This window comes from Chamaesiphon sp. (assembly GCF_041737865.1).
Lineage (GTDB): Bacteria > Cyanobacteriota > Cyanobacteriia > Cyanobacteriales > Chamaesiphonaceae > Chamaesiphon.
This window is the reverse complement of the sequence record NZ_JBGSQZ010000067.1, coordinates 19,020-34,770: the sequence shown is the minus strand read 5'-3', so window position 1 is coordinate 34,770 and position 15,751 is coordinate 19,020. Positions and strand designations below refer to the sequence as shown.

The window sequence follows — 15,751 nt, the reverse complement described above, 5'->3', positions numbered from 1 at the left end:
TAGGGCTTGCTGAATTAGTCCCTGATGCTGTTCTAAAGCCTGAACTCCTTGCTAAAAAATGGTTTTGTTGCAAATATTCTCACTCGATCGCCAGATTCAAGCGATCGAGTGCAAGGGTTTTGAGCCTTTCAAAGTCAAAACCTTGCACTTAATTTCTGAAAAAAGGCTCAAAACCCTTGCAGTGATTGGCTTGCTGAGATCTTCAGCAAGCCCTAAGTAAATTTTATTAAGAGTTATTGGACTTCCAATAACTCTTACTTTTGACAGAGTTAGTTTTAAAATTTATTGAATAACTTGAGAAGCATAAGTAATGTTAATTTTACTTGACACAGTGTTGTAATTGCTCGGCGAGTAACTACGCATCAGTTTGACAGATGACCGATTTAATTTACGAGGACTTTTAAATGGCTGGACAATTATGTTGGCTTCCGAAATTTGGCTCTAATGGCAAACTAGCTCTACATCTTCGATTAGAACCTTATCATCCCTGGAAACCGCACACAGCATTCCCTCATCTGTGCAGTGCCGACTATCCGATTCCCAACGGATCGAAGGGCTGGGCAACTTGCCAAAAACTGATCGCATCTGGATGGACGGCGATCCCTACCGCCCAAGCACGGACGATTGAAGCACCCGTTCGCAGCTTGATAAGTCTAGCCAGCGATACACGTTTCAATTAAATAGCCCAAGTTGCTATCTATACTCCAAGCGGTTTCTCACCGCTCCTCGGAATGCAAAGTCCGCCTTCTCTTCGATCCGCTGTGCCTACGGCAGGCTTACGCCAACGCGAACGCGGACTAAGATTTTAGCCCGCCTTCGCGCACTTTGCAACTGTAGCCACGACTTCAATCGCTGGCAATGTGTAGGTAGCAACTTGGGTTAAATAGCGATCGGCAGTAGTACATTTACTTGGATCGGGTAACTTTTAGGCATGGAAAACTCGCTCGGACGAATAGTTCGCCGCTAATAATTGGTTCGATCTTCACTACCAAAATGGGAGCAAATAGACAATGACAAATCAAATTGAAAGCACCGCCATAGATCGAAAAATTCGCTACGCAGTTGTAGGTTTGGGTTGGTTTGCCCAAGCAGCAGCTTTACCTGCCTTTGCTAGTGCTGAAAATTCCGAACTGGTAGCCCTAGTTTCCGACAATCCGACCAAACGTACTGAAGTCGCCAAAATCTATGGGATTGAAGATACATACACATACGCACAATACGATGAACTATTAGCCAGTGGGACGATCGACGCGGTGTATATTGCCTTACCCAATCAAATGCACTGTGACTACACTGTCAGAGCCGCTAAAGCGGGGATTCATGTACTGTGTGAAAAGCCAATGGCAGTTACAGTCGCCGAGTGCGAACAAATGATCGCAGCGGCAAAGGACAACCATATCAAGTTGATGATTGCTTATCGGCTGCATTTTGATGCACCGAACCTGGTAGCAGTAGAGATCGTCACATCGGGGCAAATTGGCGAACCCCGCTTTTTTAACTCGATCTTTGCCCAGCAAACCGAACAAAAAAATAGCCGGATGAAGGCGGAAAGTGGTGGGGGGACGATCGAAGATATCGGTATTTATTGTATCAATGCCGCCCGTTATATCTTCCAATCCGAGCCGATCTCCGTCTTTGCCACAAGTGTGAGCAATAATGAGGAACGGTTTCAGGAAGTAGCGGAGATGAGCAGTGCGATCCTGCATTTTCCAGGCGATCGATTGGCGACTTTTACCTGTAGCTTTGGGGCAGCTAAGATTTCGAGCTATCAAGTTATGGGCACACTAGGCAATCTGCATGTCGAGCCAGCTTATGCGACAGAGGCACATATCAAGCATGTACTGTCGATCGAAGGCGAACCGAAACAGGAGCATAGCTTCGATCCTCACGATCAGCTAGCAGCGGTATTTATCTACTTTTCAGACTGCATTTTGAACGATAAAGAGCCAGAACCATCGGGACAGGAAGGGTTAATCGACATCAAAATTATTCGCGCACTGGCTGAGTCGATCGAAACTGGCACCTTTGTCTCACTTGAAGGGATCGAACAGCGTCAGCACCGCCCCACCGTCACTCAAACGATCGAACGTCCTCCGCTCAAAGAGTATCCAGAATTGATCCATGCTGCCGATCCGGCTGGCAACTCTTAGCCGTTAAATCATCGCCCAAACTTAACCTCAAAGTAATTTAAATCTTTAGAGCTTCGGCAATTGGCTCGATCGAGTTAGCTGGGATGGCAGGGCATCTCAGCTAACTCGGCTCGATCGTTACTATATGAGCGAATGCTTGCTGAAATTAGCATCTACGCCTACCGTCATCGCGATCTATTTTTCGATTGGCAAGCCGTAGTAATTTATCCATCTAGAAGCATCGAACAATCTCGACGAGAGATCGTGCGGGAACTGTTAGCGAGTGGGCGGATTACTAGGGTTTATTTAGATGAGTTGGGAGTAGAGGAGTCATCGACAGGGTTGGGTTTGATGGTGTTGACGACGCTGGAAGGAGATGAGGCGAAAGCTGAAGCGAGAAGGCTAATCGGACAGGCACAGGGCAGCAGAGATATAATTAATTTAGTATCAACGATTATCTTGTATAAGTTCAATACTCTGAGTAGAGATGAGGTAGATCTGATGTTAGGAATTGAGTTACAACAGACACGAGTATATCAAGATGCTCGGACGGATGAAGGAAGATCGCTAGTGCTAAAACTTCTAACTCGCAAGTTAGGTGATATTAGCTCTGAAGTTCAGGCACGAGTAAATAGCTTAACACTCGATCGAGTGGAATCTCTCGGTGAGGATTTGTTAGATTTTATCCAGATGGAAGATTTGAATAGTTGGTTAGATAACGATTCTCTAAATGAGACGCTACGCGAACGAGTATAAAAATGAATTTAATCGATCTATGTTAAAATAGTGTTTGTCGAAATCGGCTCGATTTGCTTCACATACCAGGAAATAAAAATTTAGTAGGGTGGGCATTGCAGCACGGGCGGGGAACCCGCCCAACCCACCATCTAGGTTTCAGGCTTTTAAGTCGATCTATCCGATCGAGATTAGCCTTGTTTAGTAGGCGTTGATGGTACTGGTTTTACCACAGGTGTAGCCTCAACTTTAGGTACTGCTCCAGCAGCTTGAATATTTACTTGGTCGATCGTTTTGAGAGTACCATCCGGTTGAACTTGCCAGATATCATAAGTACCGACGACATCACCTTGAGCGTCGATATCGACATTCCCACTTGCGCCTTGATAGTTGATTTTTTTGCCAGCTTTGAGCAGCGTAATCGCTTGACACAGATCGGATACTTCTTCTCCCAGCCCGCCAGCAACTTCACGGATTTTGCTAGCAATGCCTGCGCCAGTGTTGGTTTTGGCGGACTGTGCTGCTAGCATGATGAGTGCCGTAGCATCCCACGTGTGTTGGAGGTAGGCTGTGAGGGGTTTTCCGGTAGTTGCCCACTTCTTATTAAAGTCCTCTAGAGCCTTGCCATGTGCCCCAGGAACGGTACCGATCGCACCGTCAATGATAAATTTGCCATCGGCTGACTTGCCGACCTGATCGGGAAATTTTGGCGAGTAGGCACCGTCGGGGAGCATAATTGTCACCCCTTTGCTCAAACCCTGTTCGTAGGCATCTTTGAGCAGGATGGAGCCAGTATCGGGATAGACGAGGGCGGCGACAGCCTGGGGTTTACCTTCAAAGGCGGCTTTGACTTCTGATGAAAAGGTGGTGCCTTTGGCATCATAGCGGGTGGGTTTGGCTTCATTGGTGACAGTACCGCCCAATTTTTTGAAGGCGGTGACAAATTGCTGCTCAAAGCCGACACCATAATCATTATTAATCGCGATCGTCGCAACTCTTTTAAACCCTCTCTTGATGGCTAACTGCGCCATTGCCTGGGCTTGATAAGTGTCTGGTGGTGCAGTCCGCGCCCAGTAACCTTGATATTCGCCTTTTTTGGATCTCTCTGTAAATACGGGACTGGTACTACCAGGCGAAATAATCATTACCTTGTTTTTAGCCGCGACAGATGCAGCAGCAGTAGAAATCCCACTCCCAAATGCGCCAACTACGCCAGCAACTTTGTCTACTTCGGTAAGTTTCGTCATCGCGGCGGTACCCGCACTAGGATCGCTTTGATCGTCTTCCGAGACGAGGCTGACGGGTGCGCCATTGATTCCACCGCAACCATTGACGGTTTCTACCGCCATTTTAACCGCAAGGGGTAAGGGCTGCGCGATCGAGGCCAAATCTCCAGTATTAGAGAGGAGAGAGCCAATTTTCAAGCCTTGACTATCTCCACCACTGGTAGCTGAAGTGCTAGTGGGCGTAGTTCCACCCGTTCCACTTGTCTTTGGATCTGTACAACTAGTAGCTAATAAACTGGTAATAGTCGTCAATAATGCCATGACTACCGCTAGTTTTGGCTGGATAGATTTGGGTATAGTCATAATTTTAATTACACTGCTCACACAAAATAGCGATCCTAACTCGATCGAGTTAGATCTAACCATCTGCCGTTGATGGTATCACTTTTGATGTAAGTTCGATAACATACTGTGTCAAATTGGATATCTAGGGTGGATGGTGGATGGTGAATGGCATCGCAGATTTGACGATCGCGCTTGCTAAAAATCTTTAGTCATCGACGGTGCCATCCAACTTCACTACCATTTTGCCGATATTTTTGCCGTCAAATAGACCGAGAAAGGCTTCTACGGCTCGATCGATCCCAGTGACTACTGTTTCTTGGTTTTTCAATTTACCCGACTGGAAATAGCCACCTACTTCCCGTTCAAAATCACCCAGCAGATGGAGGGAATCGCTGACGATTAGCCCTTTCATCGTCAGTCGTTTGGTGGTGATGTTAAACAAATTGCTCGGCCCAGGTGCTGGTTGTTCGGCATTGTAGCCGGAGATGCCGCCACAGGCAACGATCCGACCGTGGACGCGGAGGACTGAGAGTGCGGCTTCTAGGGTTTCGCCGCCGACATTATCAAAGTAGACATCAATGCCGTCTGGGGCGGCTCGGTTTAATTGTTCGAGTACGGGTGCATCTTTGTAATTAAAAACGCGATCGAATCCAGATGCTTGTAAAAACTCGATTTTTTCGGCCGAACCAGCCGAGCCAATCACCTCACAGCCGCGCAATTTTGCTAGTTGTCCAGCTACATTTCCCACCGCGCCAGCCGCGCCAGAAATAAAGATGACATCACCAGCGTGGACATCGACCAAATTCAATCCCACCCAAGCCGTCAAACCAGTTGGTCCGAGCGTACCCAGGTACACTGACAGAGGTTGAATTTCACGGTTGACTACGTGCACTGCTTGGGGTTCGGTAATAAAGTATTCGCGCCAGCCCAGGGTGGAAGTGACGATATCGCCAGATTTGAAGCCTTCAGCGCGGGACTCGATGACTTCACCGACTGCGCTACCTTCCATCGTTTTACCCAATTGAAATGGCGGTACGTATGATTTTGTCTCATTCATCCGACCGCGCATATATGGATCTACTGACATGTAGAGATTGCGAACGAGGACTTGTCCATCGGTAAGTGGCTCTAGCTCGTTCTCGATGAGGCTAAAGTTAGCTGCGGTGGGCAGTCCATTCGGGCGGGAGACTAATTGAATTTCACGGCTGATGATAGTTGTCATAATTTTTTTCTCTGATTAATAGGAAATCTCTTGACGATCGCGAAAAAACTTGCCACTCAGATCGGAGTCAGCGTTCATTGCCAACCAAATCGCCGTATCGGCTCCTTGCTCTGGAGATCTGGCTGCGGATGCACCGCCCATATCTGTTCTCACCCAACCAGGACACATCGAATTAACAACAATTCCTTGGGATTTCAGTGCTGCTGCTAACATAATTGTGACACCATTGAGAGCAAGTTTTGATAAGCAATAGCTAGGTGAATCGGCAGATAGTCCAGCCAAGGCACCCAAGCCGCTGGAGACATTAATTACGCGAGCAGCAGGAGCTTTTTCTAGTAGTGGTAGATAGGCTTGTGTCGTCCGAATCACACCAAAAGTATTGGTATTCATTGCCCGCTCTAGCAGGTTTCGATCGATCGTCAGGATATTTGTGCCCTTATCTGGAAAAATTCCGGCATTGTTAATCAGGACATCGAGATGTTCAAACTCCTGACTATAAGTAGCAACCGATCGATCGAATCATCGTCAGCAACATCTAATACTAAGGGATGCACTCGATCGGATTGAAGTTTTTCGGTTGCGGCTTTGGCTTTGTCGCTCGATCTGGCTGCTAAAGTAACTTCAAATCCGGCGGTGAGTAATCCTTGACAAATGGCAAATTCAATCCCTTTGTTACCGCCTGTAACTAAAGCATGTTTGTGTCGATCGGGTTGAAGATTCATGTTTGAATTAATTGATAATTGATAATTAATAATTAATAATTGAAGCCTAAAGCCTAATACCTAATGCCTAATGCCTGACTTCCTACGCCGACGGATCGACTAGTTGCTTGAGGTATAAGTAAGCTTCTTGGGGCGTGAGTCGATCGGCAGTTTCATCAGGAATATAAAACTCCCAGCTATCGGGAAAGTGTCGCACGACAAAACTGGGAACTAATCCCATCATTAATGCCATTCGTCCCAAGTTTTCGGCTTGTTCTGCTAGGTCGATTTCATCAGTGAATTTAGCATGATTCATGTGATTTTTCTCCTAATTGTATTATCGATTTGTCGAAGGCTCCGCCAACGAACAGCTTGATGCTTGTGCCCAGCTATAAAAAAGATCGCCTTACGGTTGTCTAATTGCGGGTAATCCGGCATCCTCACGGACGCTCTGCTGCAATACTGTGGCATCGAGATCCCCTCGACCCTTTGCCATACTCACCAGCAATCGATCTCGCAATACACTCACTACAGGCATGGCTACCTGAGACGTTTCGCCCGCGTTCAAGGCCAGATTCATATCTTTGAGTGCGAGGGATAGTTTGAATCCAGGATCGGGTAATTTGCCACTGGCTAAAATGTCGCCATAAGTCTTAAAAATCGGGGCAGCAAACATGGTGCTGGTAATGGCATCGGCAAAAACGTGGGGATCTAGTCCACTTTGTTCGGTAAATATCAGCACTTCGGATAGAATCTCGATCGTATTGAGTACCAAGATATTCGCCGCTAGCTTGGCGATGTGTCCAGCGGCAGGATCTTCGCCGACATCAGAGCTACCGCGCCCCATTGCCGCAATAACTGGCATCATTCGCTCTTTTGCTGCTTTCGAGCCGGATACCCACATCGTCAGTTGTTTGGCAGCAGCCGCATCAGGGCGTCCAGATACTGGAGATGCTACATACTCCGCACCGCTTTGGGCATGAAGCTCTGCTAGTTCTCGCGCAAGTTGAGGGGATATCGTACTCATCGAAAGATGTATGCCGTTCTGCCCCAGAGCGTTACCGATGCCATCTTTACCAGTAACGATTTCAGCTACAGCAGCATCGTTGGCTAGCATGGTGACGACGATGCCATCGGCAGCAACAGCAGCAGGGCTGTCAACAACTTCGGCACCGAGTTTAATTAGTTCGTCGGCTTTGCTTTTGGTACGGTTATAGATTCGGAGCTTGAATCCTGCCTCAATTAAGTTCCGCGCCATTGGTAGCCCCATCGCACCAAGACCGATAAAGCCGATCGTCTTGTCTATTTGACTCATCCCATTTCTCCTTAGTTCTCAAGTTTAGTCCGATCGATCCGATGACACCGACAACCTTTCCCACGGCAGCATTTATTTTGTGGCGTTGCTAATTCGAGGGATGATTTCCCTTTTCGTGCAACTCCCCCAGTCCCCCAGTCTCCCCATCTTTCATACCCATCAGCAACGCCTATTTTCTCTCCCCGCCCAAGAGGGGCTGGGCGATCCTTTCTCCTCGGTTATCCCTCACTTTCGGTTTGCGACACTCAGCTTCATCAATGACAAATAATGCTACTAGCACCGCCCCGATCGCCAACCATACAGTCGCGCCTATCCCTGCCCTAAATCCGGCAGTTAATGCTATCTTTTGGACATCAGTTGCTCCACCTAATTGAGCCATTACTGCCTGAGTCCGAGCCGTGGAGATAGCCACGACGATCGCTAGTCCCACAGCCGCCCCAATCTCCTGAGAGGTAGTGAGCAAGCCTGATGCCATCCCTTGTTCGCGAGATTCAATCCCCGCAGTTGCCGCGATCGTCACAGCCACTTGGATGATGACGATACTAAAACCAGTAATCACCATCCCTGGCAAGAGATCGCGAAGAAAGTCACCTTGAACGGGAATCCGACTCAAGTGTTGTATTCCTATTGCTCCCAAGGTGATGCTACTAATGAGCGTCTTCTCGATCCCAAAACGGGTGACTGCTGATGTGGCGACGGCCGCCGCGACGATCGCCGCGATCCCGTGGGGCAAGAATGCTAATCCTGTTTGCAGAGCAGTGTAGTTGAGCACTTGCTGCATATACAGTGTGAGGATAAACACGATCGAACCGATCGCCGCATACATCAACAATCCAATCAGATTGGCTCCGGTTAGCGTCCGCAGGCGAAATACCCGCAGCGGGATCAGTGGCGATCGCACATGTCCCTCAATCCAGACAAACAGAGCCAGCAGAGCCAGAGCGATGCCAAATAGCATGAATGTCTGGGTACCCCAGCCCGTTTCATTTACTTGCCCAAGTGCCAATACCAGCGTCATCAGTCCTGATGTCACCGTCACCGCACCCCACCAATCGATTTGTGGAGCCGATTGCACTCGACTCTCTTGCAGCAAGAACGGCGTGAGTCCCAACGTCAACAATCCAAGCGGCACATTGATAAACATCACCGATCGCCAACCAAGGGTATCGGTGAGAATGCCTCCCAGCAACACTCCTGCGGCGAAACCACCAGCAGCGACCGCCCCCCAAATGCTCAAAGCACGATTGCGTTCTCGTCCTTCGGCAAAGTTTGTCGTCAGGATAGATAGTGCTGCTGGCGAAAAGAGTGCTGCTCCCAAACCCTGCACGGCACGAGCGGCAATCAGCACCCATTCTGTCTGGGCAAAACTGCCGCCGAGCGAACCTATGGTAAACAGTCCTAATCCTGTCATAAACACGCGACGGCGACCGAATAAATCTGCCGATCTGCCACCCAATAATAAAAAGCCGCCGCAAGTCAGTCCATAAGCAGTAACCAACCATTGCAGATTTTGCGGCAAGAAGGCCAAATCTTTTTGGATGGCGGACAGAGCAACATTGACGATCGAAAAGTCTAGCACCATCATGAACTGGGCGGCACACAGTAAAATCAGTGCCAACCACTGAGAGTTGGGTTTAGTTTGATTCATAATGTTCTCGCTGTCTGTCTTGTCTTGTTCGACCTGGAGGGAACCCCCGCAACGGTGATTAGTCGATCGTCGATCGCGAATTTATATTGCTGCGGGGTCATTTAGGATCGCTATAAGCTGTTTTACATCTAAATCTTTTGACTGAATCCCTTACGGCAAAGATTCTAGAGGACAAAAAGAGTGTTTTAAATGTTTGACAGCTTAGCTATCTGTAACTATGTTGATGCCATACATTTAGGTTTGGCAATAGCGATCGAATAATGCTTGATAATTATCTTGATGTTTGGCATCTTTGAGTACGATCTCAATCCGAACAGTTTCCCAATCGGCACTAGGCATGTTGGCAATCTCTTTCAATAGTTGGCTAGCTGCTGTGGGCGAGGCAATTTCACCAGCAACTGTAGGTTGACTACTATGGTTGAGCCTAGTTGATGTCGATGGGTTGGTATTATTTACCAATTTCAGCTTGCCATTTGTCGGATCGGCAAGCGCGATATTTGGCAGATTTGCTTGTCCGAGATCGATTTGGGCAAGTAGTTTGTATTCTGGACTGACTTGCTCGACAATCAACTTTTCGCGCTGGATCGGTACTTGAACTTGGACAATCTGTGTTTCAACTTCTTTACGAACGACAATTTCACCGATCTTGCGCTTACTTAAACTGACGATCAGTCTCTCTTCTAATAATGAAAAAACCTCCTCTGTCAGAGTCTGTGACACAGAAGTTGAGTGTTGTTGATATTGGATCGGCTGCTCTTGTGGAGTAGCGTCAACGGGATGCTGTTGACTATCTCTATATTGGTCAGAAGTCATGGTTGTCCCTAGAAATATTTTACGATCTGATTACACTAAAAATAATCTAATCCAGGCTGACAGTTGCAGATCCGATCGACATATTTACAACTGTTTTTAGTGAGATTTAGATTGGCTCTGGCGCGGGATAACACACCCTACAGTATTCTTACAAATCAAATAGGACTGCTATAGCAATCCTATTTAAAAAGCTAGGGTGTGTTAGTCGCAAGCCGCATGAGCACCAATGTCTAATACCAGGGATCTGATTTAGGATTGCTATAGCTGCTCAAAATTGATGAATTGAGCAAAGATTAATAACTTATGGGTTATTCTTGACTACTGGATTGCCTTGGTTATCAACCACAAGCTCTTCACGACGGAGAGTTTCTTGGGCTGTAGCAGTTTCTTTGTCTACAACTTTGCTCACCTTGATTTCCTCGCGGACAAATGCCTCTTTGTGAAATTCTGGGACTTCTTCATAGATTTCCATCCGCGAGACTTCACCTTCTTGAAAGTTAGCTTCGCCTGGAGCGACTGCGGTGCCAGAATTTACGGGGATTCGCTCGATCGTTACTCGTTCCTTCTCGATCGGAATCGAAGCTTGGGCAGTTTCCGTTTCGATATGTTTGCTAATGACAGCTTCACCAGTCTTCTGACGGGTTTTACCTGCAACCAGCCGTTCTTCATAGAGCTTGAGGCTAGGATGATTTTGCTCGTTTATTGCATATAGATCTGGCTCCTTTGCATAAGCATAGGAATCCCGATCGTAGCCTGTATAGCCTTGTTCGAGATCGAGCGTGGGTAAAGTATTTGCAGTCGCTGGTGCGCTAGTCGAGCCAGCATAGCCAACACCTTGAGCAGCAGTAGTCTCTTGCGGCATGGTTGAGTTGGAGCGGTAGACGCCTCTCACCTGCTCTTCATGCTCGTAATCAACCGTCATATCATCCTTAAATTCGGGCAGTGCCTCAGCTTGTGCTTTGGTGAGATTGTCGGCGTAGACACGTTTTTCGGTGTTATTGATGCGGGCGCGGCCGATCGGTAGCAACACTTTCTTGCCGATAATCCAGCCACCAGTATTGATAATCAAGTAGCGAAACTGTCCTTCATCATCGACCAAAACATCATCGACAGAGCCAATTTTATCGCTACCAGCATACAGATCCAATCCTTTGACATCGCGATCGCCAAAGTGAGTCTTATAATCTGGGTAAAAATCTCTAATTTTGTGAAGAGTCATTTTTTTAAATCCGATTAAGGTGATTTTGAGAACAGATTGACTCTTTAACAATACAATTATTACTAATCTCAGCCATCCTTCGATCTGCCGATCTAACTAGTACCATTAGATAGAGAACAAAATAGGATATGTTAGGCAAAAGCTGTAATGTACCAGGCTCGAATCCTAACTGGGGATCTCATATGTGCCACCTCGTGCTAATGCTTGTTGATAAGCTGGGCGTGAGTGGATGCGATCGAGATATTTGACTAAATTTGGGCGACTGGCATCGATCCGCGCCATTTCGATCGGAAAGCTCATCTGGACATCAGCCGCAGTGAATTCATCGCCTACAAACCACAGGCTTTTGCCGAGTTCTGCTTCTAAGTAGTCAAAATGCTGGGCGATCTGAGGTGAGATAAAAGAACTCTTCGTCCGACTCGATATTAGCTTGGCGATCGGTTTGACAAAAAATGGTAGTGGCTCTTGCTCGATCCGATCGAAAACTAAGTTCAATAACAATGGTGGCATCGCCGAACCTTCCGCATAGTGAAGCCAGTAAGTATATCGCAACCGCTCTGGCGTCTCAGGTGGCGGCACGAGCCGTCCCTCACCGTACCGATTTGCTAAGTAGTCAGTAATGGCTCCAGACTCTGCTAGAGTCATCGTCCCGTCGGTGATGACTGGAGATTTGCCCAGTGGATGCACCTGACGCAGCGAGGCTGGTGCTAGCATCGTCTGAGGATCGCGCTCATAGTACTTAATTTCATACTCTAGCCCGATTTCTTCTAGCAACCATAATATGCGCTGGGAACGAGAATTATTTAAGTGATGGACGGTAATCATCAAATTTTCCTATAGCAATCCTATTTTAAATTAATTGATAATTGCGGATGCGCGCTCGTCGGGTTCCCCGACGGTTTAGCGCACCAAGCAGATAATTGGGTCGTCCCGCTAAGGATTTCAACACCTACTCTTTGTTAAAAAATTTAGTCCCGAAAGATATTGCGGGCGACAGGAAATATTCGGCTCAACTCGTCAGCTCGTTTTGCCCGCTCGTTGGGACTATAATCTTTACAGTCAATTGCTTCTGTGGTCATGACTACTACTGGGTGGAGCGCGCACTGAATATAAGGATTGCTGCTAAAATATTGGCAGCGATTACATGCGACTTTGCTATCCTGTTTGATGCTAAATTTCTGTTGTCTTTGCTTGGAAATATAAGCATAAATTGGAACGAGCAGCGTAAAGCAGATCGCCAGGATCGCCACATTTAAAAAAATGGCGTTCGTTAAAATTGGACTAACTTCAACTCTTGGCTGGCTTTGAGTTGGGTTAGATGACTGACTAATAATAGATTGTGATTCTTTCATGATTTCATAAATTTTCCAGAATTATTATAAATAACTTTAAAAATAAAAATTAACGTATTAATATTAAATTTGGAGGTATTGCTATTTTAGTTATACTTAAAATCCGACTGTTAATCGATCGCTCGACAGATAGATTTTAGATCGAAGTTTTAAGTAGATTCTCCATCAATAGACAGATTTTTAGCCGATCGATGCTTTTGGCTTTACTTCAATAACGCCGCGAAACATCCTCATCCCACAACTAAAAGCATATTCACCCGCTTTCGTGGGTATAAATTCAACAGTTGTTGTTTGCCCGATCGGTAAACGGGTACTAATCCCAAAATCGGGAATCAGTAATTCATCGAGACAAGAATTGCGATCTACCCGATCGAATGACAACCGCACTGGCTCCCCAGCGACGACAACAATTCGATCGGGGCGATAGCCGCCATCAACCGCGATTAGTACCTCTTGCACGCCGTTAATTTGACTCGCTTGTTGCTGCTGTTGTTTACGTCCCAGAAACCACCAGAGTTCGGCACCAATTAGCGTCAATCCACCGAGGACGACACTTATTTTGAGTGGTAAAGGCTGCTCGATGCGCCGAAATGAATTACTAGTCGGTGAGTGTTGCATTTGAGCCGCGCCCATCGGCAAAATGGCAACGATTGTCCCGACCGAAAGTGCTATAAGTTTCATAGTTTTAAACTCTTTAATCTCAACGCGTTCAGCACGACCGAAATCGAACTAAATGCCATTGCCGCTCCCGCGAGCGCTGGATTGAGCAACCAGCCTGTAATTGGGAACAGAATCCCTGCCGCGATCGGAATGCCCAGGACATTATAGCCAAGTGCCCAGAATAGATTCTGTTGAATATTTTGCATCGTGGCGCGACTGAGCCGAATGGCGGTCACAATCCCCTGCAAGTCCCCTGAAATCAGCGTGATGTCACTTGCGGCGATCGCGACATCTGTACCCGTGCCGATCGCCATCCCGACATCAGCCTGAGCGAGTGCCGGAGCATCATTTATCCCATCTCCGACCATTGCGACAATTTTTTTCTCTTTAATTTGCAATGTCTCAATCGTCTGGGCTTTTCGATCGGGACGGACTTGGGCGAAGACACGTTTTATCCCGACGCGATCGGCGATCGCTTTGGCAGTACGCTGATTGTCACCAGTGAGCATCACCACCTCGATCCCCATCTTCTGTAAGGTGCGAATCGCTTTAGCAGAAGTAGGCTTGACAGTATCAGCCACGGCGATCGCTGCTTGCAAATAACCCGCGACGGCTACAAAAACTACGGTTTTCCCTGCATCTTCCCAGCCTTCTTGCTGCGATCGAAATACCGCCGAATTGATGCCCATCTCATCAAACCAGTGTTGGGTGCCGATCGACACCTGCTGCCCTGCTACAGTACCCTGGACACCACTTCCGGCTGTCGCTTCAAATTGTTCGACAGTGGGCAGTTGTGAGCCTTGATTTTGTGCGCGGGCATATTGGAGTAAGGCTTCAGCCAAGGGATGTTCGGAGTTACTTTCTAAAGCACCGATCGATCGCCACAAATCCAGTGGAGCTAAAATATTTGGGCTGGTAGGAACGAGATCCAGTAGCGAGGATGTATCTGTGACAACTGGCTTACCCTGCGTAATCGTACCTGTTTTATCGAGTACGATCGTCTGGATGTTCTGGGCGAGTTCGAGACTTTCGGCACCTTTTATCAAAATGCCATTTTCTGCCCCCTTCCCGATGCCGACAGTCACCGATGTGGGTGTTGCTAGACCCAAGGCGCAGGGACAAGCGATAATTAATACACCGACCATTGTGACGATCGATAGTGTGAAATTGCCGATCGCTAGAAACCAGACTACAAAGGTTGTTACAGCGATCGCTAGAATTGCTGGAACGAACCAGCCAGTGATATTATCGGCTAATTTTTGGATCGGTGCTTTAGAATTTTGCGCTTGTTGAACTAATCTGACGATCTGCGCTAGGGCGGTATCTTTGCCGATTTTGGTAGCCCGAAATTGAAAGCTACCAATCTTATTGAGAGTTGCGCCGACTACTTCATCGCCGACTTGTTTAGTCACTGGAAAACTTTCGCCTGTGAGCATCGACTCATCTACCGTCGAATATCCCGATACGACTTCACCATCAACAGAGATTTTTTCACCAGGGCGTACTACTACTATATCGGCGATCTCTACTGACTCGATCGGGATATCAATTTCTCTACCATCCCGCACTACCCGCGCCGTTTTTGCCTGTAGTCCCATCAATGCTGTAATTGCTGTGGAAGTGGCTCCCTTAGCGCGATTTTCTAACCACCGTCCCAATAGCGTCAAGGTGATAATCATCGCCGTCGCTTCATAATAGACTTCGGCTGATAATCCCTGTACTGTAAAATAATTAGGGTTGATAGTTACCCACAGCGAGTAAAAAAAGGCGATACTCGTACCGAGCGCAATCAGGGTATTCATATCGGCGGTACGGTGCCGAAATGCCTTCCACGCCGATTGTTGAAATTCTCTCCCCACCCAAAACTGGACTGGTGACGCGAGAGCCAATTGTACCCAAGGATTATTGAGCCAAGCTAAAGCAGACGGAAGTGTGAGATTGAAATGGCTGAGACTACCGATGACGAGCAGGATACTCAGAGTTGCACCGATGAACACTCTGCGCTGAAGATTTCGTTCTTCTAATTGTTGTTCTCTATTTCCAGCGTCATCTTCGATCCCCAGTGCAGGGATGATTTGGGCTTCATAGCCAATGTCAGCAACAGCCTGAGTGATGATGTTGCTATTAGTCTGCTGTGGATCGTAGCGCACAGTTGCTCGATCGATACTAAAATTGACGTTACCTTGCGTTACCCCAGGCACATTCAGGAGTGCTTTCTCGATATTGTTAGCACAAGAAGCACAGCTCATCCCTTTGAGTTTGAGATTTAATTCCATCATCGTTCCTCTGGTTGACACTTCGGTTTCCGCTGCTTTTGCACTAGCTTAGAGCTTCCAACCTTTAGGCGGATTGTGATTAGGACAACTAGCTATCCTAATCACAACGC

Annotated in this window: 15 protein-coding genes and 1 pseudogene; 4 read left to right on the top strand and 12 right to left on the bottom strand. The window is 47.3% G+C overall.

Features of this window, described 5'->3' with window-relative positions:
- Window positions 1-58 precede the first annotated feature (58 nt).
- From ACEW9J_RS05035 to ACEW9J_RS05020, 4 genes are all read left to right on the top strand, one after another.
- Window positions 59-220: a hypothetical protein gene (locus tag ACEW9J_RS05035; protein ID WP_373544042.1), complete on the top strand. Its 162-nt coding sequence runs from the start codon at window positions 59-61 to the stop codon at window positions 218-220.
- Window positions 221-404: 184 nt separating this feature from the next.
- Window positions 405-680, top strand: coding sequence for a hypothetical protein (locus tag ACEW9J_RS05030; protein WP_373544041.1), 276 nt, complete (start codon window positions 405-407; stop codon window positions 678-680).
- Window positions 681-1,010: 330 nt separating this feature from the next.
- A complete protein-coding gene (locus tag ACEW9J_RS05025; protein WP_373544040.1) occupies window positions 1,011-2,150 on the top strand; it encodes a Gfo/Idh/MocA family protein in 1,140 nt (379 codons plus the stop codon).
- A gap of 78 nt (window positions 2,151-2,228) precedes the next feature.
- Window positions 2,229-2,885 (top strand): DUF2887 domain-containing protein, encoded by a 657-nt coding sequence (locus tag ACEW9J_RS05020; RefSeq protein WP_373544045.1) that lies wholly within the window; start codon window positions 2,229-2,231, stop codon window positions 2,883-2,885.
- Window positions 2,886-3,055: 170 nt separating this feature from the next.
- Here the strand turns inward: ACEW9J_RS05020 and ACEW9J_RS05015 are convergent, their stop codons facing one another.
- From ACEW9J_RS05015 to ACEW9J_RS04960, 12 genes and pseudogenes are all read right to left on the bottom strand, one after another.
- Entirely contained in the window at window positions 3,056-4,453 is a 1,398-nt protein-coding gene (locus tag ACEW9J_RS05015) for an ABC transporter substrate-binding protein (RefSeq protein WP_373544039.1), read from the bottom strand.
- A gap of 187 nt (window positions 4,454-4,640) precedes the next feature.
- Window positions 4,641-5,657 (bottom strand): NADP-dependent oxidoreductase, encoded by a 1,017-nt coding sequence (locus ACEW9J_RS05010; protein WP_373544038.1) that lies wholly within the window; start codon window positions 5,655-5,657, stop codon window positions 4,641-4,643.
- A 15-nt stretch (window positions 5,658-5,672) separates the two neighbouring features.
- A pseudogene (locus tag ACEW9J_RS05005) lies at window positions 5,673-6,379 on the bottom strand (SDR family NAD(P)-dependent oxidoreductase).
- Between the two features lie 82 nt (window positions 6,380-6,461).
- Window positions 6,462-6,674: a hypothetical protein gene (locus ACEW9J_RS05000; RefSeq protein WP_373544037.1), complete on the bottom strand. Its 213-nt coding sequence runs from the start codon at window positions 6,672-6,674 to the stop codon at window positions 6,462-6,464.
- Window positions 6,675-6,764: 90 nt separating this feature from the next.
- Complete coding sequence (locus ACEW9J_RS04995) at window positions 6,765-7,673, bottom strand: NAD(P)-dependent oxidoreductase (RefSeq protein ID WP_373544036.1); 909 nt, start codon at window positions 7,671-7,673, stop codon at window positions 6,765-6,767.
- Window positions 7,674-7,842: 169 nt separating this feature from the next.
- Window positions 7,843-9,321: an MFS transporter gene (locus ACEW9J_RS04990; RefSeq protein ID WP_373544035.1), complete on the bottom strand. Its 1,479-nt coding sequence runs from the start codon at window positions 9,319-9,321 to the stop codon at window positions 7,843-7,845.
- 234 nt (window positions 9,322-9,555) lie between these two features.
- The gene (locus ACEW9J_RS04985) at window positions 9,556-10,134 is read right to left on the bottom strand and encodes a YsnF/AvaK domain-containing protein (RefSeq protein ID WP_373544034.1); all 579 of its coding nucleotides are present in this window, start codon (window positions 10,132-10,134) and stop codon (window positions 9,556-9,558) included.
- 301 nt (window positions 10,135-10,435) lie between these two features.
- The gene (locus ACEW9J_RS04980; RefSeq protein WP_373544033.1) at window positions 10,436-11,353 is read right to left on the bottom strand and encodes a DUF2382 domain-containing protein; all 918 of its coding nucleotides are present in this window, start codon (window positions 11,351-11,353) and stop codon (window positions 10,436-10,438) included.
- A gap of 165 nt (window positions 11,354-11,518) precedes the next feature.
- Window positions 11,519-12,178 carry a glutathione S-transferase gene (locus ACEW9J_RS04975; RefSeq protein WP_373544032.1) on the bottom strand — a complete coding sequence of 220 codons (660 nt, stop codon included), beginning with the start codon at window positions 12,176-12,178 and terminating at the stop codon, window positions 11,519-11,521.
- Between the two features lie 143 nt (window positions 12,179-12,321).
- On the bottom strand, window positions 12,322-12,705 hold the full coding sequence (locus ACEW9J_RS04970; RefSeq protein ID WP_373544031.1) for a hypothetical protein: 384 nt from the start codon (window positions 12,703-12,705) through the stop codon (window positions 12,322-12,324).
- A 180-nt stretch (window positions 12,706-12,885) separates the two neighbouring features.
- Complete coding sequence (locus ACEW9J_RS04965; protein WP_373544030.1) at window positions 12,886-13,386, bottom strand: cupredoxin domain-containing protein; 501 nt, start codon at window positions 13,384-13,386, stop codon at window positions 12,886-12,888.
- The gene (locus tag ACEW9J_RS04960; protein WP_373544044.1) at window positions 13,383-15,644 is read right to left on the bottom strand and encodes a heavy metal translocating P-type ATPase; all 2,262 of its coding nucleotides are present in this window, start codon (window positions 15,642-15,644) and stop codon (window positions 13,383-13,385) included. The genes ACEW9J_RS04965 and ACEW9J_RS04960 overlap by 4 nt, the downstream gene beginning before the upstream one ends.
- Between the last annotated feature and the right edge of the window lie 107 nt (window positions 15,645-15,751).

Coding starts and splice junctions, on each gene's coding strand:
- ACEW9J_RS05035 (WP_373544042.1), top strand. CDS start 59: ATGGTTTTGTTGCAAATATTCTCACTCGATCGCCAGATTCAAGCGATC.
- ACEW9J_RS05030 (WP_373544041.1), top strand. CDS start 405: ATGGCTGGACAATTATGTTGGCTTCCGAAATTTGGCTCTAATGGCAAA.
- ACEW9J_RS05025 (WP_373544040.1), top strand. CDS start 1,011: ATGACAAATCAAATTGAAAGCACCGCCATAGATCGAAAAATTCGCTAC.
- ACEW9J_RS05015 (WP_373544039.1), bottom strand. CDS start 4,453: ATGACTATACCCAAATCTATCCAGCCAAAACTAGCGGTAGTCATGGCA.
- ACEW9J_RS05010 (WP_373544038.1), bottom strand. CDS start 5,657: ATGACAACTATCATCAGCCGTGAAATTCAATTAGTCTCCCGCCCGAAT.
- ACEW9J_RS05000 (WP_373544037.1), bottom strand. CDS start 6,674: ATGAATCATGCTAAATTCACTGATGAAATCGACCTAGCAGAACAAGCC.
- ACEW9J_RS04995 (WP_373544036.1), bottom strand. CDS start 7,673: ATGAGTCAAATAGACAAGACGATCGGCTTTATCGGTCTTGGTGCGATG.
- ACEW9J_RS04990 (WP_373544035.1), bottom strand. CDS start 9,321: ATGAATCAAACTAAACCCAACTCTCAGTGGTTGGCACTGATTTTACTG.
- ACEW9J_RS04985 (WP_373544034.1), bottom strand. CDS start 10,134: ATGACTTCTGACCAATATAGAGATAGTCAACAGCATCCCGTTGACGCT.
- ACEW9J_RS04980 (WP_373544033.1), bottom strand. CDS start 11,353: ATGACTCTTCACAAAATTAGAGATTTTTACCCAGATTATAAGACTCAC.
- ACEW9J_RS04975 (WP_373544032.1), bottom strand. CDS start 12,178: ATGATTACCGTCCATCACTTAAATAATTCTCGTTCCCAGCGCATATTA.
- ACEW9J_RS04970 (WP_373544031.1), bottom strand. CDS start 12,705: ATGAAAGAATCACAATCTATTATTAGTCAGTCATCTAACCCAACTCAA.
- ACEW9J_RS04965 (WP_373544030.1), bottom strand. CDS start 13,386: ATGAAACTTATAGCACTTTCGGTCGGGACAATCGTTGCCATTTTGCCG.
- ACEW9J_RS04960 (WP_373544044.1), bottom strand. CDS start 15,644: ATGATGGAATTAAATCTCAAACTCAAAGGGATGAGCTGTGCTTCTTGT.